This window comes from Pseudomonas sp. OG7 (assembly GCF_014192825.1).
GTDB lineage: Bacteria > Pseudomonadota > Gammaproteobacteria > Pseudomonadales > Pseudomonadaceae > Aquipseudomonas > Aquipseudomonas monteilii.
Genome location: NZ_JACHYK010000002.1, coordinates 426,423 through 445,862, shown reverse-complemented (window position 1 = coordinate 445,862; position 19,440 = coordinate 426,423). Strand labels below are relative to the sequence as shown.

Annotated in this window: 20 protein-coding genes; 7 read left to right on the top strand and 13 right to left on the bottom strand. The window is 63.3% G+C overall.

The window, feature by feature from the left end; genetic code table 11:
* Positions 1-12: 12 nt before the first annotated feature.
* Positions 13-606, bottom strand: coding sequence for a cupin domain-containing protein (locus FHW75_RS06540; protein ID WP_016715694.1), 594 nt, complete (start codon positions 604-606; stop codon positions 13-15).
* Between the two features lie 346 nt (positions 607-952).
* Here FHW75_RS06540 and glnT point away from each other — a divergent pair, with 346 nt between their 5' ends.
* The 5 genes from glnT to FHW75_RS06515 all read left to right on the top strand — a co-directional run bounded on the left by glnT (position 953) and on the right by FHW75_RS06515 (position 6,660).
* Positions 953-2,287, top strand: a complete 1,335-nt coding sequence (gene glnT / locus FHW75_RS06535) for a type III glutamate--ammonia ligase (protein WP_019097857.1) — start codon at positions 953-955, stop codon at positions 2,285-2,287.
* Positions 2,288-2,352: 65 nt separating this feature from the next.
* Positions 2,353-3,258 (top strand): glutamine amidotransferase family protein, encoded by a 906-nt coding sequence (locus tag FHW75_RS06530; RefSeq protein WP_016715696.1) that lies wholly within the window; start codon positions 2,353-2,355, stop codon positions 3,256-3,258.
* Between the two features lie 27 nt (positions 3,259-3,285).
* Positions 3,286-3,960, top strand: a complete 675-nt coding sequence (locus FHW75_RS06525; protein WP_025754498.1) for a protein glxC — start codon at positions 3,286-3,288, stop codon at positions 3,958-3,960.
* A gap of 15 nt (positions 3,961-3,975) precedes the next feature.
* Positions 3,976-5,301 carry an FMN-binding glutamate synthase family protein gene (locus FHW75_RS06520; protein WP_016715698.1) on the top strand — a complete coding sequence of 442 codons (1,326 nt, stop codon included), beginning with the start codon at positions 3,976-3,978 and terminating at the stop codon, positions 5,299-5,301.
* Between the two features lie 57 nt (positions 5,302-5,358).
* The gene (locus tag FHW75_RS06515; protein WP_183673356.1) at positions 5,359-6,660 is read left to right on the top strand and encodes an ammonium transporter; all 1,302 of its coding nucleotides are present in this window, start codon (positions 5,359-5,361) and stop codon (positions 6,658-6,660) included.
* A 63-nt stretch (positions 6,661-6,723) separates the two neighbouring features.
* On the opposite strand, the gene FHW75_RS06510 is transcribed toward FHW75_RS06515, so the two are convergent.
* Together FHW75_RS06510 and FHW75_RS06505 are read right to left on the bottom strand one after the other, a co-directional pair.
* Positions 6,724-8,136, bottom strand: coding sequence for a cytosine permease (locus FHW75_RS06510; RefSeq protein ID WP_019097854.1), 1,413 nt, complete (start codon positions 8,134-8,136; stop codon positions 6,724-6,726).
* A gap of 294 nt (positions 8,137-8,430) precedes the next feature.
* Entirely contained in the window at positions 8,431-8,883 is a 453-nt protein-coding gene (locus tag FHW75_RS06505; protein WP_016715700.1) for an Lrp/AsnC family transcriptional regulator, read from the bottom strand.
* 112 nt (positions 8,884-8,995) lie between these two features.
* On the opposite strand from FHW75_RS06505, the gene FHW75_RS06500 reads away from it, so the two are divergent.
* Together FHW75_RS06500 and FHW75_RS06495 are read left to right on the top strand one after the other, a co-directional pair.
* A complete protein-coding gene (locus tag FHW75_RS06500) occupies positions 8,996-9,610 on the top strand; it encodes a LysE family translocator (protein WP_016715701.1) in 615 nt (204 codons plus the stop codon).
* Between the two features lie 66 nt (positions 9,611-9,676).
* Positions 9,677-10,309: a LysE family translocator gene (locus FHW75_RS06495; RefSeq protein ID WP_025754496.1), complete on the top strand. Its 633-nt coding sequence runs from the start codon at positions 9,677-9,679 to the stop codon at positions 10,307-10,309.
* A 3-nt stretch (positions 10,310-10,312) separates the two neighbouring features.
* On the opposite strand, the gene FHW75_RS06490 is transcribed toward FHW75_RS06495, so the two are convergent.
* The 10 genes from FHW75_RS06490 to FHW75_RS06445 all read right to left on the bottom strand — a co-directional run bounded on the left by FHW75_RS06490 (position 10,313) and on the right by FHW75_RS06445 (position 19,436).
* Positions 10,313-12,094, bottom strand: coding sequence for an ATP-binding protein (locus tag FHW75_RS06490; protein WP_016715703.1), 1,782 nt, complete (start codon positions 12,092-12,094; stop codon positions 10,313-10,315).
* A gap of 100 nt (positions 12,095-12,194) precedes the next feature.
* A complete protein-coding gene (locus tag FHW75_RS06485) occupies positions 12,195-12,758 on the bottom strand; it encodes an NUDIX hydrolase (protein ID WP_016715704.1) in 564 nt (187 codons plus the stop codon).
* Positions 12,759-12,779: 21 nt separating this feature from the next.
* Positions 12,780-13,526, bottom strand: coding sequence for a GntR family transcriptional regulator (locus FHW75_RS06480; protein WP_016715705.1), 747 nt, complete (start codon positions 13,524-13,526; stop codon positions 12,780-12,782).
* Positions 13,527-13,614: 88 nt separating this feature from the next.
* Entirely contained in the window at positions 13,615-14,004 is a 390-nt protein-coding gene (locus FHW75_RS06475) for a carboxymuconolactone decarboxylase family protein (RefSeq protein WP_016715706.1), read from the bottom strand.
* 72 nt (positions 14,005-14,076) lie between these two features.
* Positions 14,077-14,562: a flavin reductase family protein gene (locus FHW75_RS06470; protein ID WP_016715707.1), complete on the bottom strand. Its 486-nt coding sequence runs from the start codon at positions 14,560-14,562 to the stop codon at positions 14,077-14,079.
* Positions 14,563-14,574: 12 nt separating this feature from the next.
* The gene (locus FHW75_RS06465; RefSeq protein WP_183673354.1) at positions 14,575-16,056 is read right to left on the bottom strand and encodes an aldehyde dehydrogenase; all 1,482 of its coding nucleotides are present in this window, start codon (positions 16,054-16,056) and stop codon (positions 14,575-14,577) included.
* Positions 16,053-16,886, bottom strand: a complete 834-nt coding sequence (locus FHW75_RS06460; RefSeq protein ID WP_019097888.1) for an alpha/beta fold hydrolase — start codon at positions 16,884-16,886, stop codon at positions 16,053-16,055. The genes FHW75_RS06465 and FHW75_RS06460 overlap by 4 nt, the downstream gene beginning before the upstream one ends.
* Positions 16,887-16,955: 69 nt before the next feature.
* Entirely contained in the window at positions 16,956-17,552 is a 597-nt protein-coding gene (locus FHW75_RS06455) for an amino acid synthesis family protein (protein WP_016715710.1), read from the bottom strand.
* Positions 17,553-17,834: 282 nt separating this feature from the next.
* On the bottom strand, positions 17,835-18,875 hold the full coding sequence (locus FHW75_RS06450) for an LLM class flavin-dependent oxidoreductase (RefSeq protein WP_016715711.1): 1,041 nt from the start codon (positions 18,873-18,875) through the stop codon (positions 17,835-17,837).
* 75 nt (positions 18,876-18,950) lie between these two features.
* The gene (locus tag FHW75_RS06445) at positions 18,951-19,436 is read right to left on the bottom strand and encodes a flavin reductase family protein (protein WP_016715712.1); all 486 of its coding nucleotides are present in this window, start codon (positions 19,434-19,436) and stop codon (positions 18,951-18,953) included.
* Between the last annotated feature and the right edge of the window lie 4 nt (positions 19,437-19,440).

Genomic DNA, 19,440 nt, shown 5'->3' with positions numbered 1-19,440 from the left:
TGCTACGCCGCGTCACTCTTCGCCGTAGTTCATGATCGACAACAGGCGGATGGGCACCTGCACCAGCTGTTCGGGGCCATGCGGGGTCTCACCGTCGAAGGTCAGGCTGTCGCCAGCGTGCATGTGATAGAGCTGGTTGCCATGGCGGTACACCAGTTCGCCTTCCAGCAGGTGGAGGAATTCGGTGCCCGGGTGGGCGAAGGTCGGGAACTCTTCGCTGGCGTCATCCATGCTCACCATGTACGCCTCGAAGTTCTTTTTCGGCCCCCTGGCGTGATTGAGCAAATGGTAGGTGTGGCCCTTCTCGGTGCCGCGGCGCACCACCTCCAGCCCTTCGCCGGCCTTCACCAGCAAGGCATTGCCGTCGGGCTGGTCATATTGGCTGAACAGCTTGGCCATCGGCATGCCCAGTACGTCGCACAGGCGGCTGAGGGTGTCGAGGCTGGTGGACACCTGGGCGTTCTCGATCTTGCTCAGCATGCCCTGGCTGATGCCGGCGATGCGCGCCACATCGGCGAGCTTGAGGGACTGGGCCTGGCGCTGGCGCTTGATCTGCAGGCCCAGGTACTGCTCCAGGCGAAGGCGCGGTTCGGTTTCGGTCGACATCGAATGTCCTGCACGGTTTCAGTTCAAGAATAAAGATTTCGCACTGGGAAAGTGCGAAAAGCAACTGCGTTGGCTGCTTCTTTCCTCGGGTGAAAACAAGTTTCCCATAAATAGAGCTTAAATATCAGCCTGGGTTTTGAGTTGCCTGTGCGGGCCTCATCGCGGTCAAGCCCGCTCCTACAGGGGCTGCGGTGTATTTTTGCAGGAGCGGGCTTACCCGCGATGAGGCCAGATCAGGCGGTACACAAGGGCGCTGTGGACAGAGTTGGCAAGCGCATTGCATTCCTGTGAGGAAATTAAGTTTCTCATGCGGAATCATTGCCCCTTACCCAGGAGTGTTCAACCCATGTTGCCAGCAGAAACCCAGCGCACCCTCGACCAGCACGGCATCAAGTACGTGCTGGCGCAGTTCGTCGATATCCATGGCTCGGCGAAGACCAAATCGGTGCCGGTCTCGGGCCTGAAGATGGTGGCCGAAGAGGGCGCCGGCTTTGCCGGGTTCGCCATCTGCGGCATGGGCATGGAGCCGCACGGCCCGGACTTCATGGCCCGTGGCGACCTTTCCACCTTGATCCCGGTACCGTGGCAGCCGGGGTACGGCCGGGTGGTGTGCGTGGGGCATGTCAACGGCCAGCCCTGGCCTTACGACAGCCGCTATGTGTTGCAACAACAGGTGCAACGCCTGGCCGACAAGGGCTGGACCTTGAACACCGGCCTGGAGCCGGAATTCAGCCTGTTCCGCCGTGACGAAGGCGGCAAGCTGCAACTGGTGGATGCCTCCGACAACCTCGACAAGCCTTGCTACGACTACAAGGGCCTGTCGCGCTCGCGGCTGTTTCTCGAGCGCCTGACCGAGGCCCTGCAACCGGTAGGCTTCGACATCTACCAGATCGACCACGAAGACGCCAACGGCCAGTTCGAGATCAACTACACCTACAGCGACGCCATGGAGTCGGCCGACCGCTTTACCTTCTTCCGCATGGCCGCCGGTGAAATCGCCAACGACCTGGGGATGATCTGCTCGTTCATGCCCAAGCCCGACCCCAAGCGTGCCGGCAATGGCATGCACTTCCACCTCTCGCTGGCCAGCAGCACCAACAAGAACCTGTTCCACGACGCGTCCGACAGCAGCGGCATGGGCCTGTCGAAGCTGGCCTACCACTTTGCCGCAGGGCTCCTGGCCCACGGCCCGGCGTTGTGTGCCTTCGCGGCACCGACGGTCAATTCCTACAAGCGGCTGGTGGTGGGGCGTTCCTTGTCGGGTTCGACGTGGGCGCCGGCCTTCGTGGCCTGGGGGGCCAACAACCGCTCGGCGATGGTGCGCATCCCGTATGGCCGCCTGGAGTTCCGCCTGCCGGACGCCGGCTGCAACCCGTACCTGGTTACCGCCGCGATCATCGCCGCCGGGCTCGATGGCATCGACCGCCAGTTGGAGCCGGGCGAGATGTGCAACGAGAACCTTTACAACCTCAGCCTTGAAGAAATTGCCGCACGCGGCATCAAGACCCTGCCGCAATCGCTGAAGGAAGCCGCCGACGCGCTCGAAGCCGACCCGTTGTTCCGCGAGGTGTTGGGCGCCGAGATTGTCGACGAGTTCATCAAGCTCAAGCGCATGGAGTGGGTGGAGTACTGCCGCCATGTCTCCGACTGGGAAATCCAGCGTTACACCGAGTTCTTCTGACCGCCCCAATCCTCTGGGCGGCCAATACGACAGCGACCGCCCACTGCCTAGTAAGGAGCATCACCATGTGTGGAATCGTAGGTCTGTACCTGAAAAAGCCCGAGCTGGAGGCCCAGCTTGGCAAACTCTTCGAACCCATGCTCGAAGCCATGACCGACCGTGGCCCGGACAGCGCAGGCTTTGCCATCTACGGCGACGAGGTGGCGGATGGCTGGGTCAAGCTGACCCTGCAAGCCACGGATATCAACTACGACTGGGCCACCCTGATGGGCCAGCTGGAGGGGCGCCTGGGCTGCTCGCTTGACGGGTTCCAGAATGCCAGCGCGGCGGTACTCAAAGTGCATACCAGCGAAGCGGCTGCCCGCCAGGCACTGAGCGAACTGGCCCCGGCCGTGCGCATCATGAGCGCCGGGCAAAGCATCGAAATCCTCAAGGGTATGGGCCTGCCGGCTGAAATCTCCAGCCGTTTCGGCCTGGCCGGCATGAAGGGCAGCCACATCATTGGCCATACCCGCATGGCCACCGAAAGCGCCGTGACCATGGAAGGCAGCCACCCGTTTTCCACCGGTGCCGACCTGTGCCTTGTGCACAACGGCTCGCTGTCCAACCACTTCCGCCTGCGCCAGGAACTGAAGCGCGAAGGCATCAGTTTCGAAACCGATAACGACACCGAAGTGGCCGCCGGCTACCTGACCTGGCGCCTGCAGCAGGGCGATACCCTGGCCCAGGCCCTGGATGGCGCGCTGGAAGACCTGGACGGCTTCTTCACCTTCGCCATCGGCACCCGCAACGGCTTTGCCGTGATCCGCGACCCGATTGCCTGCAAGCCGGCAGTGCTAGCCGAGACCGAAGACTACGTGGCCATGGCCTCGGAATACCAGGCACTGGCCAGCCTGCCGGGTATCGAGCATGCCAAGGTCTGGGAGCCGGCTCCGGCCACCCTGTACGTCTGGGAGCGCGAAAGCGCCTGACCTGCCACCGAACCTCTGGAGAACCTTATGAAAACGATCGACCTTTCCAGCACTTCGGTGCGTGTGCTCAACCAGTCCCTGCATGGTGAGGTGCAGGACCACGAATGGCGGGTGACCCACCCCGATGGCAAACACAACCTGGCCGTGGGCATCAACGCCGCCGTGGCGGTGGATATCGAAGGCCACGCTGGCTACTACTGCGCCGGCATGAACCAGCAGGCCAGCGTGACCGTGCATGGCAACGTGGGCGTGGGCGTGGCCGAAAACATGATGTCTGGCTCGGTGCGGGTCAAGGGCAGTGCCTCCCAGGCCGCTGGCGCCACCGCCCATGGCGGGCTGCTGGTGATCGAGGGTGATGCCGGTGCCCGTTGCGGCATTTCCATGAAAGGCGTGGACATCGTGGTGGGCGGCAGCATCGGCCACATGAGCTGCTTCATGGGCCAGGCCGGGCGCCTGGTGGTGTGTGGTGATGCCGGCGATGCGTTAGGCGACTCGCTGTACGAGGTGCAGATTTACGTCAAAGGCTCGGTGCAGTCGCTGGGCTCGGACTGCATCGAAAAAGAAATGCGCGCCGAGCACCTTACAGCGTTGCAGGAGCTGCTGAACAAGGCAGGCCTGGAGCACAAGGCCGCCGATTTCAAACGCTACGGCTCGGCCCGCCAGCTGTACAACTTCAAAGTCGACAACGCCAGCGCGTACTGATCCAGGAGCATTCCCATGAGCGAACAATTCCCCCCGGTACTGCGTGAGTCGGCCACCTTCGATCGCCTGACCATCCAGGAAATCCAGCGTGCCGCCGAAACCGGCATCTACGACATTCGCGGTGGTGGCACCAAACGCCGTGTGCCGCACTTCGACGACCTGCTGCTGCTGGGTGCCAGCGTGTCGCGCTACCCGCTGGAAGGCTACCGCGAGAAGTGCGGCACCGATGTGGTGCTGGGCAACCGGTTTGCGAAAAAGCCGATCCACCTGAAAATCCCGGTGACCATCGCCGGCATGAGCTTCGGCGCGCTGTCGGCCAATGCCAAGGAAGCGCTGGGCCGTGGTGCGACCATCGCCGGCACCAGCACCACCACCGGCGACGGCGGTATGACCCCTGAAGAACGCGGTCAGTCGCAGCATCTGGTGTACCAGTACCTGCCGTCGCGCTATGGCATGAACCCGGATGACCTGCGCAAGGCCGATGCTATCGAGATCGTCCTCGGCCAGGGCGCCAAGCCGGGCGGTGGCGGCATGCTGTTGGGCATGAAGGTAACCGAGCGCGTTGCCGGCATGCGTACCCTGCCGATCGGCGTCGATCAGCGCAGTGCCTGCCGCCACCCCGATTGGACCGGGCCGGACGACCTGGCGATCAAGATTGCCGAGATCCGTGAAATCACTGACTGGGAAAAGCCCATCTACGTGAAAATCGGCGCCAGCCGCCCGTACTACGACGTCAAGCTGGCAGTGAAGGCCGGTGCCGATGTGATCGTGCTCGACGGCATGCAGGGGGGGACTGCGGCGACGCAGGAAGTGTTCATCGAACACGTCGGCATCCCGATTCTGCCGGCCATCCCGCAGGCAGTGCAGGCCCTTCAGGAAATGGGCATGCACCGCAAGGTGCAGCTGATTGTATCGGGTGGCATTCGCAACGGTGCCGACGTGGCCAAGGCCATGGCACTGGGCGCCGATGCGGTGGCCATTGGTACGGCGGCGTTGATCGCCCTGGGTGACAACCACCCGCGACTGGACAGCGAACTGAAGAAGATTGGCTCGGCGGCCGGCTTCTATGACGACTGGCAGAACGGTCGCGACCCGGCCGGCATCACCACCCAGGACCCGGAGCTGGCCAAGCGCCTGAACCCGGAAGAGGCCGGGCGCCGATTGGCCAACTACCTGCGCGTACTGGTGCTGGAAGCGCAGACCATGGCACGGGCGTGTGGCAAGTCGCACCTGCACAACCTGGACCCGGAGGACCTGGTGGCGTTGACCGTGGAAGCGGCGGCGATGGCACGGGTGCCGCTGGCGGGGACTGCGTGGGTACCGGGCCAGGCGCAGTACTGATCTACCCCGACACCGCCGGCTGCCAGCCGGCGGTTTTCATTGCACAGGAGTGACTCCATGAAGCTTGCCCTTGCTGTTGTGCTGTTCGCACTGACACCGCTGGCCTATGCCGCGGAACCCACCCTGGACACCGGCAACACCGCCTGGATGATCTGCGCCGCGATGTTCGTGCTGATGATGTGCATACCCGGCCTGGCGCTGTTCTACGGTGGCATGGTACGGGCGAAGAACTTCCTTTCGGTGTTCACCCAACTGTTTGCCGTAGCGGGTGTGATCGGCATCCTTTGGGTGCTGTTTGGCTACAGCCTGGTGGTCGACACCACGGGTATGGTCGAGGGGCAGTTGACCTTCAACAGCTTCATCGGCGGCCTGGACAAGGCGCTGATGCTGAACATCGGCCACGACAGCCTGGTGGGCACGATCCCGGAAGGTGTGTTCGCGGTGTTCCAGCTGACGTTCGCCATCATCACCCCAGCGCTGATTGCCGGTGGTTTTGCCGAACGCATGAAGTTCAGTGCGTCGTTGCTGTTCATGGGGGCCTGGTTCGTGCTGGTGTATGCGCCGATCGCCCATATGGTGTGGGGCGGGCCGGGGGCGCTGATGGTCAACTGGGGCGTGCTGGACTTTGCCGGCGGCACGGCGGTGCATATCAACTCCGGCGTCGCTGCCTTGGCGGCTGCGTTGATGCTGGGCAAGCGCAAGGGCTATCCGCAGGTGGCCATGCCGCCACACAACCTCGGTTTTACCCTGGTGGGTGCCGGGTTGTTGTGGGTGGGCTGGTTTGGCTTCAACGTGGGGTCGGGGCTGGCGGCCAACGAAGGAGCAGGGGTGGTGATGCTGGCGACCATGGTGGCGGCCTGCGCCGGGATTGTCGGCTGGTTGCTGACCGAGAAGGTGATGCATGGTCGGCCGACTGCCCTCGGTGCGGCTTCCGGCGCGCTGGCAGGCTTGGTGGGGATTACCCCGGCCTGTGCGTTTGTCGGGCCTTTGGGGGCTGTAGTGATTGGCCTGTTGACCGGGGCCATCTGTTTCTTTGCCGTGACCCGGCTGAAACAGGCATTGGGGTATGACGACAGCCTGGACGTGTTCGGGCTGCATGGTGTGGGCGGGATGGTCGGTGCGATTCTGACCGGCGTATTTGCTGCGCCGGTGTTGGGCGGTTATGTAGAGGGCGTATCGCCGATAGGGCAGGCGCTGGTGCAGTTGAAGGGGGTGGCGTTCACCTTCGTCTACTGCTTCGTGGTGAGCTGGGCGATTCTTGGGGCCATCAAGCTGACCGTGGGCCTGCGGGCCAGTCAGGAAGAGGAAGAGCAGGGGCTGGACCTGGCGGAGCACAATGAGCGGGCGTACAACCTCTGATGGCAAGTGGTCTGTGCTGGCCTCTTCGCGGGGTTGCCCGCGAAGAGGCCAGCACAGGCTGAATCAGTGCCCCATGGCCAACTTGGCACTCATCTGCCGACGACGGTAGGCACTGTCACGCGAAGCCAGCCACCAGTACAGCGGCGAGGTAATCGCCAAGCCCACCAGCCAGGACAGGTCAGCCCCGTTGATGTGCTCGGAAATCGGCCCGACATACAGCGGCGTGTTCATGAACGGGATCTGCACCACGATGCCCACGGCATAGGCGATCAGCGCCTGCGGGTTGTAACGGCCGTAGATACCGCCATCGACCTGGAAGATCGACTGGATGTCGTAGTCCCCCTTGTGAATCGCGTAGAAGTCGATCAGGTTGATCGCCGTCCATGGCACCAGCACCACCAACAGCACCAGCACCATGTCGACGAAGTGGCCGATGAAGTCTGCCGAGGCGAACACCGCCACCACACAGCAGGCCGACAGCACGATCAGCGAAAGCACCGCGCGGCTCTTGGCGGTCGGGATCCAGCGGTAGGCGAAGGTTTGCACCAGGGTGATGATCGACAGCACAGCACCATACAGGTTGAGGGCGTTGTGGCTGATGACACTGAGCAGGAACAGCACCAGCATGACCGGGCCAAGGGTGCCGGTGGCCAGCTTGACCGCGTCCATGGTGTCCATGCCGGCCGGGATCGCCAGCACCGCCACGGCGCCGAAGATGAACGACAGGCTCGAACCCAGGGCCGAGCCCAGGTAGGTGGTCCAGAAGGTCGAGCTGACTTTCACATCCGCCGGCAGGTAGCGGGAGTAGTCCGACACATAGGGCGCAAAGGCGATCTGCCACAGCGCCGCGAGCGACACGGTGGCCAGCCAGCCGGCCAGGTTGAAGCCGCCGCGGGTGAGGAAGTCGTCGCTTTGCACATGGGTGAAGATGTAGCCGAAGCCCACCACGATGCCGATGCCCAGCACCCAGGTGCCGATACGGTTGAGCACGTGGATGAAGCGGTAGCCGATGATGCCGATGATGCCCGAGCCCAGCGCACCGATGACGATGCCCACCGGTACCGGTACGGCGTCGACCACGCCATGCAGCGACTTGCCGGCGAGCACGATGTTGGAGGCGAAGAAACCGATATACATGACCCCGGCGATCACCACCACCAGCAGCGCGCCAAGGGTACCGAACTGGGCGCGGCTCTGGATCATCTGCGGGATGCCCATTTGCGGGCCCTGGGCCGAGTGCAGTGCCATCAACACACCACCAACCAGGTGGCCGACCAGGATGGCGATGATGCCCCACACCAGGTTCAGGTGGAACAACTGCACGCCCAGCGCGCCGGTAACGATGGGCAACGGCGCGATGTTGCCGCCGAACCACAGTGTGAACAGATCCCTTACCTTTCCGTGGCGGTCTTGCGGCGGTACGTAGCCGATCGTGTGTTTCTCTATGAGGGGTGCCGAATTGGCTGCACTGGTCATGACTGACTCCAAGGCAAGGTAGGGCATCGGGAACTGCCCGGGGGCGTGCCGGCGAAGGGCGACGCGTTCTTGTTGGAGGGATGATGCGGGGCGCGGGGATAACGAGAAATTAGTAAATATGTACCCATAAACCTTAAAAAACCTAAGGCTGACAAAAGCTTAAGCGGTGGACGGTAGCAAGGAGGGTGCCAGTTGGCGGGAGGGCTTGTAGTAGAGGGGTTTGTGGTCTGGCGGGCTGATTTTAGTGGGCTGTGCTGGTGCGCTGCGCCCGTTTTCAGGGCGCAGGCAAAACAGCTACATCGGCAACAACCGATCCTGAATCACCTCTTTCATCACCAGTGTCGAGCTCAAGCGCTTCACATTGGGAATGCTGGTCAGCTTCTCGTCATACAGCTTCTGAAACGCCGGCAAGTCCTTGGCCACCACGTGCAGCAGGTAGTCCGGGTCACCGAACAGTCGCTGCGCCTCGACAATCTGCGGGATCTCGGCCACTGCCGCTTCAAAGTCCGCCACCGGCTGGCGGGTGACTTCGCGCAGGGTGACGAATACCAGCGCGGCAAAGTTCAGCCCCACAGCGCTCGGCGCCAGGCGGGCGTGATAGCCCAGAATCGCCCCGGACGCCTCCAGTGCCTTCAGGCGCCGATGGCAGGGCGAGAGGCTGAGCCCCACGCGATCAGCCAGTTCGGTCACCGAGAGGCGACCGTCTTTTTGTAGCTCGGCAAGAATCTTTCGATCGGTCCTGTCCATTGAGAAGGATCTTCCAGTAATTGAACCACGAAGGGGAATATACGAAAGAAAATCCCTGAGCGGAATCCGTAATCTTTCGACATCCCAAGGCAGTGGAAAAAGGAAGATTCAAGTGGCTATCAGTGTTCTGACGGCATTCTGGGCCGTGTCGATGCTGTTCGTGATTACCCCGGGGGCAGACTGGGCCTACGCTATTTCGGCGGGCATGCGCGGGCGCTGGGTGATGCCGGCGGTGGCGGGCATGCTGTCGGGGCATTTCCTGGCCACCCTGGTGGTGGCGGCTGGGGTCGGCAGCCTGCTGGCCGGCCACCCGTTGGCGCTGACCTTGCTGACCCTGGCAGGGTGCAGCTACCTGTTGTGGTTGGGCGGCAACCTGTTGCTGAGCCCGGCATTACCCGAGGCCGGGCAGGGCGGTGTGGGAGAATCGGGCTCGCGCTGGGCGTTGAAGGGTTTTTGCGTCAGCGGGTTGAACCCGAAAGTGTTCCTGCTGTTCCTGGCCCTGTTGCCGCAGTTCACCGACCCGCAGTCAAGCTGGCCGGTGCCGTTGCAGATTTTGCTGCTGGGCCTGGTGCACCTGTGCAGCTCGCTGGTGATCTATTCGTTGGTCGGCTATGGCGCCAAGGCGGTGCTGAGCACCCGGCCGGGGGCGGCCAGGCTGGTCGGGCGGGTGTCGGGGGTGGCGATGATCACGGTGGCCTTGGGCTTGATAGTGGGGCAGATCAACTGAGTTCACCGGTTTCAAAAGGCTTCAGATAAACTCGCAGCAGTCCACAGCACAACCAGGATGTGCCCGATGCCCGAGATAACCCAACTGTTAACGTTTGCCCTGATCTGCCTCGGCATGGTGCTGACCCCGGGGCCGAACATGATTTACCTGATTTCCCGCTCGATCTGCCAGGGGCGCAAGGCCGGCTTGATTTCCCTTGGCGGCGTAGCGCTGGGTTTCGTCATCTACATGTTCTGCGCTGCACTGGGCATCACCGCCCTGGTGATGGCTGTGCCTTTTGCCTACGATGCGCTGCGCATTGGTGGCGCGCTGTACCTGCTGTACCTGGCCTGGCAAGCGCTGCGCCCGGGCGGTCGCTCCCCGTTCCAGGTCAAGGACCTGCCGGCGGACAGCCCGCGCCGGCTGTTCACCATGGGCTTTGCCACCAGCCTGCTGAACCCCAAGATCGCCGTCATGTACCTGTCGTTGATGCCGCAGTTCATCGAGCCAGGGCATGGCAGCGTGCTGCTGCAGTCGCTGGTGCTGGGGTCGACGCAGATCGCCATCAGCGTTTCGGTCAATGCACTGATCGCAGTCATGGCCGGGTCGATCGCCGTATTCCTCGCCGGTCGCCCGTTGTGGCAGCAGGTTCAGCGCTGGCTGATGGGGACGGTGCTGGCGGGCCTGGCCGTGCGAATGCTGGCCGAAGGGCGGCGCTGATCGCTAGGCCTCAGGCGGCGGCTCCTGGGGCAGGTACAAGGTAAAAGTGGTGCCCTGGCCCGGCACACTGTTCACCTGCACATCGCCCCCGGACTGCTTGGCAAAACCGAACACCTGCGACAGCCCGAGCCCGGTGCCTTCACCCGGTGCCTTGGTGGTGAAGAACGGGTCGAAGATGCGCTCCAGCAGTTCGGCGGCAATGCCGACACCGCTGTCGCTCACCGAAATCGCCGCGAACTGGCCCGGCTGTGGCGCCTGGCCACGCAGGGTGGGCAGGTGCTGGTCGGCCTGCAGGCGCAGCTGCAAGGTGCCTTCGCCGGCCATGGCATCGCGGCCGTTGAGCATCAGGTTGATTACCGCGGTTTCCAGCTGGTTGAGGTCGGCACGGATATGGCAAGGCGCCTGCGGCAACTGCAGCTCGACCTGGATCCGCGCACCGGTGGCCGTGTCGAGCATGTCGGCCATGGCTTCCAGTCGTGGCCCGACCTCGAACACTTGCGGGCTCAGGGCCTGGCGGCGGGCGAAGGCCAGCAACTGACCGGTCAGCCTGGTACCGCGGTCAACGGTGTCGGACATGGTTTTGAGGTAGCGCTCGCGACGCTGTGCGTCGAGGTTGGGGCGCTGCAGAAAATGCAGCGATGAGCGAATGATGGTCAGCAGGTTGTTGAAGTCATGGGCCACGCCGCCTGTCAGTTGGCCGATGGCTTCGAGCTTCTGGGCCTGGCGCAGCACGGCTTCTGTGTGTAGCAACTGGCTGGTGCGTTCATCCACGCGCTGTTCGAGGGTGGCATTCAGCGCCTCCAGTGCCGCCATGGCCTCGCGCACTTCGGCGTGGGCCTTTACCCGCTGGACATGCGCCCAGGAGCGCTCGGTGACTTCGCTGATCAGTGCCTGTTCATAGTGGGTCCACTCCCGTGGCGCCTTGTCGTGGATGGCCATCAGCGCGGTCAGCCGGCCGCCTTTGATCAGGGGCATGCAAATAGTCGCGGTAATGCCGATGGCCTGGAAGGTGGCAGCTTCCTCCGGGGACAGCTCGCTCAGGTTGTCCCGGATGACCAACGGCAGGCCACTGCGCAGGCGGCCGACCGCCAGCTTGCCGAAATCCTCCAACCGATAGCGGCCCAACAGATGCGGCGAGCCTGGCGCCACGGCGTCACCGCAGATGGTGAAACCGTCCTCGTCGGGCTCCATCACCGCATAGGCGCAACTCGACAGTTGCAGGTGTTCGACCAGCAGGCGCGTGGTAGTGGCAAGGATCTGGTCCGGGGCGGTGGCGTCGGCCACGGCACGGCCCAGGTCGTCGAGGAATTTCAGGCGCTGGTTGGCGAGCACGCTGGCGGTGGTTTCGGTGACTGTATCGAGCATGCCCAGCACCTTGCCGTCGTGGTCACGGATGGGGCTGTAGCAGAAGGTGAAATAGGCCCGTTCGGGGCTGCCGTTGCGGTCGATGACGAGCGGGAAGTCTTCGATGTACACCGCCTCGCCGGCCAGGGCGCGGTTGGCCATGTGGCCGATGTCGGCCCAGGCTTCCTGCCACACGGCGCGGAAGGGGATGCCCAATGCCGAAGGCTTTTGCCCGAGAATCTGCGAAAAGGCGTCGTTGTGCAGGGTGAGCAGGTCTGGCCCCCAAAGCACGGCTTGCGGGAAGCGCGAGGCCAGGCACAGGGCCAGGCTGGTTTTCAGCGGGTCGGGCCAGTGCTGCAGCGGGCCCAGTGTGGTGGCGGCCCAGTCGTGGTTGCGGATGCGCTCGGCCATCAGCCCGCCGCCGTCTAGCCATTTTGCCATTTGCTCTGCTGGTCCTTTTGCGTAAGGCCTTAAGGGTGCATCCAGAATAGACGTTTGGCGAGAATTTTTGGTGGCTTGCCGGCGATAGGGCCGATACAGGCTAGCGAATGAAGTGCACCTTGCCAGTGTCGTCATTGCCCATGTAGATGCCATAAACACCGGCCTGCCGTTCGAGGATATAGCGCTCGAGAATCTGCCGGATTGCCGGATAGTAGATCTCGTCCCACGGGATCTCGTCCGGTTCGAAAAACTTGTACGCCAGCGTCTCGGCCCCGTACTGCCCGGTTTCTTCGATGACGATGGCGCGGAAGATGATATACACCTCGCTGATTTTCGGCACGCTGAAAATCGAGTAAGGCGAAACGATGTCGGCACGTACGCCGCTTTCTTCCCACACCTCGCGCAGCGCCGCCTGCTCGGTGGTTTCGCCGGCTTCCATGAAACCAGCCGGCAAGGTCCAGGTACCCGGGCGCGGGGGGATGGCGCGCTGGCACAGCAGGTACTTGCCATCGCGCTCGATGATGCAGCCGGCGATGATCTTCGGGTTCACGTAGTGGACGTAACCGCAGCCGTTACAGTGCAGGCGTTCGTGGGTATCGCCTGTGGGAACGCCCCGGGCCAGTTCCGTGGTGCAGTGCGGGCAGTAGCGCGGGGCGTTGGGCATGATCAGCGGCCTATGCGGTTCTTATATACGTGGATCCTTCAGGGCCAGGGGCTCGACCATGTCGCGCACCTTGGCGTTGTCATCCTGCTTTTGACGCAGGTAGTCCAGGGCTACCTTGGCGGCAGCGCGGACGTGGTCGACAGAGGCCTGGTGGGCCACCAGCGGGTCGCCGCCCTTGATCGCCTCGACGATCTTTTCCATTTCGCGGTTGCTGGCGCCACGGCGGTTTTCCTGCGACACCGAGGTGGCACGCAGGTAGCTGATGCGCGCCTGCAACTGGCGCAGCTGCTGGGCCGCCACCTGGTTACCGGAGCCTTCCAGCAGCACATCGTAGAAACCTTGAACCGAGTCCAGCACCTGTTGCAGTTCGCCTTCTTCGAGGGCCTCGCGGTTGACCTCCAGCGCACGTTCCAGGGCACGGATGTCCTTGGCTTTGGCGTTGAGGGTGAACAACTGCACGATCAGCCCTTCGAGCACGCAACGCAGCTCGTAGATGTCGCGGGCATCTTCCAGGGTAATAATGGCTACACGCGGGCCCTTGGCGTCGGCGAATTCCACCAGGCCTTCGGATTCCAGATGTCGCAGCGCTTCGCGCACCGAGGTACGGCTGACCCCAAGGCGGTCGCAGAGGTCACGCTCGACCAGGCGGTCGCCTGGCAGCAGGTGGAAGTTCATGATCGCGGCGCGCAGCTTGTCGAGCACGATTTCGCGCAGGGTAACGGGGTTGCGGTTGACCTTGAAGCTGTCGTCGAGTGGCTGGCGTTTCATCAGGTGCGCTCTTTATGAGGCTGTTGCGCCAACATCGCGGAATACCCCGAACCGAGGCGTTCCATGCAGTGGTTCGAACAGCCCGTTGTTAACGGGTTGGCTCCGCATCGGCTTCGGCAAACGCTTCACGGGCCAGGCGGAAGCTGTCCACCGCCGCGGGTACGCCGCAGTAAATGCCGACCTGGAGCAGGATTTCGCGAATCTGTTCACGGCTCAGGCCATTGCGCAGTGCGCCCCGAATGTGCAGCTTGAGTTCGTGGGGCCGGTTGAGCGCGGAAATCATGGCCAAGTTTATCATGCTGCGCTCTTTGAGCGACAAGCCTTCGCGGCCCCAGACGTGGCCCCAGCAGTATTCGGTGACCAGTTCCTGCAAAGGCTGGGTGAACGCGTCGGCGTTTTGGATCGAGCGGTTGACGTAGTCCTCGCCCAGCACCTGGGTGCGGATGGCCAGGCCTTTCTCGTACTTTTCGTTGCTCATCTGCAGTACTCCGGAATAAAACAGGGGCCGCAACCGAGGGTGAGACGATGAGCGCGGCCCCTAAAAGGGTGATCAGCCAAGCGGGGGCAGGGCGCCCAGCTTGCCTTTGTGGTACACCATCGGCGTTGCCGGCTGCTCGGGCAGCACCAGGTTTTTCACAGCGCCCACGATGATCGCGTGATCCCCGCCGTCATACTCGCGCCACAGTTCGCACTCGATGATCGCCGTAGCCTTGGCCAGCAGCGGGTTGCCCAGCTCGCTCAGGTGCCAGTCGATGCCTTTGGCCTTGTCCTTGCCCTTGCCGGCGAAGGCATAGGCTTCGGCGGTCTGGTCGGCGGACAGCAGGTGGATCGCAAACTGCTTGCTGTCGCGCAGGATCGGGTAGGTGTCGGAGGCGTAGTTGGGGCAGAACAGCACCAGCGCCGGGTCGATCGACAGCGCGCTGAAGGCGCTGGCGGTGATGCCGACGATGGCGCCGTCGGCGTCCAGGGTGGTGACTACCGTGACGCCGGACGGGAAGGAGCCCATCACGTCTTTGTAGATGCCGGGTTCGATCATCTCGTGTTCCTCTTAGCGCATCACGAACGGGTCGGGCATCGGCGCGGTGGACAGGTTGATCCACACGGTCTTCAGCTCGGTATAGGCCAGCACCGAATCGATGCCGCTCTCGCGGCCGTAGCCGCTGTTCTTGAAGCCGCCGATCGGCGCCATGGCCGACACGGCGCGGTAGGTGTTGACCCAGATGATCCCCGAGCGCACGTCGCGGGCCAGGCGGTGGGCACGGCCCAGGTCGCGGGTCCAGATGCCGGCGGCAAGGCCGAACTGCGAGTCGTTGGCGATTTCCAGTGCCTCTTCTTCGGTCTTGAAGCGGATCACCGCAGCAACCGGGCCGAACACCTCTTCCTGCATGATGGTCATCGCGTTGCTGTCGCACTCGAACAGGGTCGGCTCGTAGAACCAGCCGTCACCTTCGACCTCGGCACGCTTGCCGCCCATGTGCAGCTTGGCGCCTTCGGCCTTGGCTGCAGCGACCAGGCCTTCAACCACCGCGAGTTGTTGCGCGGTGGCCATGGGGCCCATTTCGCTGGCGTCGTCCTGCGGGTTGCCGATGCGGATGCGCTTGGCGCGGGCGATCAGGCGTTCGACGAACACGTCGAAGATTTCGTCCTGTACCAGCAGGCGCGAACCGGCCACGCAGCTTTGGCCGGAGGCGGCATAGATGCCGGCCACGGCGCCATTGATGGCGCTGTCCAGGTCGGCGTCGGCAAAGATGATGTTCGGCGACTTGCCACCCAGCTCCAGCGACAGCTTGGCAAAGTTTTCGGCGCTGCTGCGCACCACATGGCGCGCGGTGGCGGCACCGCCGGTGAAGGCGATCTTGCGCACCAGCGGGTGGCGGGTCAGCGCCGCGCCGGTGCTTGGGCCGTAACCGGTGACCACGTTGACCACACCTGCCGGGAAACCGGCCTCAAGGGCCAGGCGGGCCAGTTCGAGGATGGTCGCCGAGGCGTGCTCGGACGGCTTGAGCACAATGGTGTTGCCGGCGGCCAGGGCCGGGGCCAGCTTGATCGCGGTGAGGTACAGCGGGCTGTTCCACGGGATGATGCCGGCCACTACGCCAAGCGGCTCGTGCACGGTGTAGGCGAACAGGTCGGGCTTGTCCAACGGCAGGGTGCCGCCTTCGAGCTTGTCGGCAAGGCCCGCGGTGTAGTGGAAGAACTCTGGCAGGTAGCCCACCTGGCCGCGGGTTTCGCGGATCAGCTTACCGTTGTCGCGGCTTTCCAGCTGGGCGAGGTGCTCCTTGTTTTCGGCAATCAGGTCGCCCAGGCGACGCAGCAGCTTGCCGCGCGCGGTAGCGGTGATGCTACGCCATTCCTTGCTGTCGAAGGCACGCTGGGCGGCTTGCACCGCCAGTTCGACGTCGGCTTCATCGGCGTCGGGCAGTTGCGCCCAGGCCTGAGCGGTGGCCGGGTTGAGGCTGTCGAAGGTCTTGCCGCTCTGGGCATCGCGCCATTGGCCGTCGATGCACATCTGGAAACGAACGAGGGTCATGCAACAATCCCCTTGGCGGATTCTGTGAGGGTGCGGGCTTGCGCGAGGAAGTCCAGCAGCATCTTGTTGACTTCACGCGGTGCTTCTACCGGCATCATATGCCGTTGCTCGGCGAGGACCACACTGTGCGCACCAGGAATGCTGGCGGCGAGCTGGCGGGTCATGGCCGGGGTAGAGCCCGAGTCGAGTTCGCCAGTGGCGATCAGCGTCGGCACCTGGATGCTGCCCAGGTCGTTGGCGCGGTACATGTCCTGGGTGGCGAACAGCGAATAGGTGGTGTGATAGCCCTGCGGGTCGTTGCTCGCCAGCACTTGGCGGATGGCGGCGACCTGCGCCGGGTTGGCAGCCTTGTATTCACGGCTGAACCAGCGGTCCAGGGCTGCGTCGACGTTGGCGTCGGGGCCCAGCTGCGCAGCCTGGGCGGCGCGGGCAATAACGCCGGCGCTCTGCTCGGGGGTGCGGTTGAACACGCTGTTGAGTACCACCAGTGCTGCCAGGCGTTGCGGGTAGTTCAGGGCAAATGCACGGGCAACCAGGCCGCCCATGGAGAAGCCGATCACGGTGGCTTGTGTGATTTGCAGGTGGTCAAGCAGTTCGGCGAGCTGGGCGGCATAGCCTTCCAGGCCGATGTCGGCAGCCGGCAGGGCGCTTTGGCCGTGGCCGAGCATGTCGTAGGCGATGACGCGGTAGTCGTTGGCCAGGCCAACGATCTGACCGCCCCACATTTCCTTGTTCAGGCCCACGCCGTGGATCAATACCACGGGTTGGCCCTGGCCGACGGACAGGTAGCTGGTGCCGGCAGGGGTGTGTTCAGCGACAGGCTGAATCATGGAGGGCGCTCCTTGAAGGTCGGGCGCGGCGGGTAAGCACACCACGCCCCGGCCCCGTTTTGGTTGTTGTTATTGAGCGTTGGCTTTTTCGGCAGCCAGTTCTTCCAGGTCGATGTAGCGGTTGCCGATGCGCGGGTGCAGGCGGCCGCCGTCGGCAGCGCCCAGGACCACGACGATTTCATCGGCACGCGGGGCGTCTTCGATCTGCATTTCCAGGGTGATGTAGTGCGAACGCAGGCCCTCGTCGTCCTTCTGCATCATCGGGATCTGAATCGAGGTGCCTGGGCCGCCACGTTTGTTGGTGAAGCTCAGATAGCTCTTGGCCTGTACCGCTTCGCGGTAGTGGTTGCCGAAGCGCAGGGTGTGGATCACCGCCGAGGCGTGCTCGATTTCGCCATCGGCGCCCACTACTGCAGCTTTACCGTAGGCTTCGATCTTGTCGGCACCGCCGATGGCGGCAGTCAGGCGCTCGACCATCAGGGCACCCAGGTCCGAGCAGTTGGCGCGGATTTCCGGCTTCAGATCTTCAACGAAACCGCGACCGGCCCATGGGTTCTTGATCACGACGGCCAGGCCGACCATGGTCACCGGCTTGTCGGTGGCCTTGCCGCCTTCGATGCGGGTCTCTTCGGAGTAGGTGACGATCTTGCGGATTTCGAAACTCATGGGTGGCTCCTGGTGAGGGTTATCAGCTCTTGTTGTCTGATGGTATACCATAATATTTGTAGTGCAAGAGGGGGCTGAACATTTCTCTTGCTGGGAGACGAAAGGTGGCGTGATGCCTTGATTCTTGTCGTGTCTGTACTGGCCTCTTCGCCGGCAAGCCCGCTCCCACAGGGATCGCACAGTCTTCCTGCCTTGCGCCGATTTCATAAAAAAACCCGCTCACGCAGGCCTCAGAGGCCCACGGGAGCGGGCGCGTCCCGCAATGATTCAGGCAATGGGAATTCAGGCGAACGCCGGCACCACTTCCTTGATGAACAGCTCCAGCGACTTCTTCTTCTCGGCGTGGGGCAGGCTGTTGTCGCACCAGAAGCTGAACTCGTCGACACCGAGCTCCTGGTAGTACTTGATGCGCGCAATGATTTCTTCCGGGGTGCCGATCATGGTGTTCTTGCGGATATTCTCCAGCTCGAACGCTGGCACTTCGGCGAACTTCGACTCCGGGCTTGGCTCGAGGAAGCCGTTGACCGGGGTGGTCTTGTTGCCGAACCAGGCGTCGAAGGTGCGGTAGAAACGCGAAATGGCCTGGGCGCCGACCTTCCAGCCTTCCGGCTCGGCCGGGCTGTGCACGTGGGTGTGGCGAAGCACCATCAGTTGCGGGCGCGGTACGTCCGGGTTGTTGTCCAGGGCGGCCTGGAACTTGTTCTTCAGGTCCAGCACTTCTTCGTCCCCCTTCATCAGCGGGGTGACCATGACGTTGCAGCCGTTGGCCACGGCGAAGTTATGCGAGTCCGGGTCGCGGGCAGCGATCCACATCGGTGGGGTGGCGTTGAACGGCTTCGGTACGCTGGTGGAAGTGGGGAACTTGTAGACTTCGCCGTCGTGGGCGTAGTCGCCTTCCCACAGCTTGCGCACCACCGGCACCATCTCGCGCAGCGCCTTGCCGCCGTCGGTGGCCGGCATGCCGTTGGCCATGCGGTCGAATTCGAACTGGTAGGCGCCACGGGCCAGGCCCACTTCCATGCGCCCGTTGCTGATCACGTCGAGCAGGGCGCATTCACCGGCCACTCGGATGGGGTTCCAGAACGGCGCGATGATGGTGCCAGCGCCCAGGCGGATCTTGTCGGTGCGTGCGGCCAGGTAGGCGAGCAGCGGCATCGGGCTTGGCGAAATGGTGTACTCCATGGCGTGGTGTTCGCCAATCCACACGGTGCTGAAACCGCCGTTTTCGGCCATCAGGGTCAGTTCGGTCAGGTCTTCGAACAGCTGGCGGTGGCTGACCTGTTCATCCCAACGTTCCATGTGTACGAACAACGAAAATTTCATGGGGCTTTCCTCAACGCTTGAAAGGGGCTGGCGCCGGGCAGGGGAGGCGCCAGGGGGCTCGATTCATGATTGGCTTCAGGCAAAGGCCGGCAGGCTGGCCATCTTGCCGCGGCAGTACACCATCGGCCGTGGCGCTTCTGCTGGGACGATCAGGTTGTGCACCTTGCCGACCATGATGGCGTGGTCGCCACCTTCATATTCACGCCACAGTTCGCATTCGATAACGGCGGTGGCGCCGGCCAGGATGGGGTTGCCCAGTTCGCTCAGGGTCCACTCGATACCACTGGCCTTGTCCTTGCCCTTTTTGGCGAACGCATAGGCTTCTGCTTGCTGTTCACCTGAGAGCAGGTGAATGGCGAAACGCTTCTGCTTCATCAGCACAGGGTAGGAATCGGAGGTGTAGTTGGGGCAGAACAGCACCAGCGGCGGATCCATCGACAGGGAGGAGAAGGCGCTGGCAGTCAGGCCGACAACCGAGCCGTCATCGTCCAGGGTAGTGATGACGGTAACGCCGGAGGGGAAGGAGCCCAGGACGTGCTTGTAGACGGTTGCGTCGATCATCGGG

What these genes read in the sequence shown, in the direction of transcription:
- FHW75_RS06540 (WP_016715694.1), bottom strand. Translation starts at nt 606, where the DNA reads ATGTCGACCGAAACCGAACCGCGCCTTCGCCTGGAGCAGTACCTGGGC.
- glnT (WP_019097857.1), top strand. Translation starts at nt 953, where the DNA reads ATGTTGCCAGCAGAAACCCAGCGCACCCTCGACCAGCACGGCATCAAG.
- FHW75_RS06530 (WP_016715696.1), top strand. Translation starts at nt 2,353, where the DNA reads ATGTGTGGAATCGTAGGTCTGTACCTGAAAAAGCCCGAGCTGGAGGCC.
- FHW75_RS06525 (WP_025754498.1), top strand. Translation starts at nt 3,286, where the DNA reads ATGAAAACGATCGACCTTTCCAGCACTTCGGTGCGTGTGCTCAACCAG.
- FHW75_RS06520 (WP_016715698.1), top strand. Translation starts at nt 3,976, where the DNA reads ATGAGCGAACAATTCCCCCCGGTACTGCGTGAGTCGGCCACCTTCGAT.
- FHW75_RS06515 (WP_183673356.1), top strand. Translation starts at nt 5,359, where the DNA reads ATGAAGCTTGCCCTTGCTGTTGTGCTGTTCGCACTGACACCGCTGGCC.
- FHW75_RS06510 (WP_019097854.1), bottom strand. Translation starts at nt 8,136, where the DNA reads ATGACCAGTGCAGCCAATTCGGCACCCCTCATAGAGAAACACACGATC.
- FHW75_RS06505 (WP_016715700.1), bottom strand. Translation starts at nt 8,883, where the DNA reads ATGGACAGGACCGATCGAAAGATTCTTGCCGAGCTACAAAAAGACGGT.
- FHW75_RS06495 (WP_025754496.1), top strand. Translation starts at nt 9,677, where the DNA reads ATGCCCGAGATAACCCAACTGTTAACGTTTGCCCTGATCTGCCTCGGC.
- FHW75_RS06490 (WP_016715703.1), bottom strand. Translation starts at nt 12,094, where the DNA reads ATGGCAAAATGGCTAGACGGCGGCGGGCTGATGGCCGAGCGCATCCGC.
- FHW75_RS06485 (WP_016715704.1), bottom strand. Translation starts at nt 12,758, where the DNA reads ATGCCCAACGCCCCGCGCTACTGCCCGCACTGCACCACGGAACTGGCC.
- FHW75_RS06480 (WP_016715705.1), bottom strand. Translation starts at nt 13,526, where the DNA reads ATGAAACGCCAGCCACTCGACGACAGCTTCAAGGTCAACCGCAACCCC.
- FHW75_RS06475 (WP_016715706.1), bottom strand. Translation starts at nt 14,004, where the DNA reads ATGAGCAACGAAAAGTACGAGAAAGGCCTGGCCATCCGCACCCAGGTG.
- FHW75_RS06470 (WP_016715707.1), bottom strand. Translation starts at nt 14,562, where the DNA reads ATGATCGAACCCGGCATCTACAAAGACGTGATGGGCTCCTTCCCGTCC.
- FHW75_RS06465 (WP_183673354.1), bottom strand. Translation starts at nt 16,056, where the DNA reads ATGACCCTCGTTCGTTTCCAGATGTGCATCGACGGCCAATGGCGCGAT.
- FHW75_RS06460 (WP_019097888.1), bottom strand. Translation starts at nt 16,886, where the DNA reads ATGATTCAGCCTGTCGCTGAACACACCCCTGCCGGCACCAGCTACCTG.
- FHW75_RS06455 (WP_016715710.1), bottom strand. Translation starts at nt 17,552, where the DNA reads ATGAGTTTCGAAATCCGCAAGATCGTCACCTACTCCGAAGAGACCCGC.
- FHW75_RS06450 (WP_016715711.1), bottom strand. Translation starts at nt 18,875, where the DNA reads ATGAAATTTTCGTTGTTCGTACACATGGAACGTTGGGATGAACAGGTC.
- FHW75_RS06445 (WP_016715712.1), bottom strand. Translation starts at nt 19,436, where the DNA reads ATGATCGACGCAACCGTCTACAAGCACGTCCTGGGCTCCTTCCCCTCC.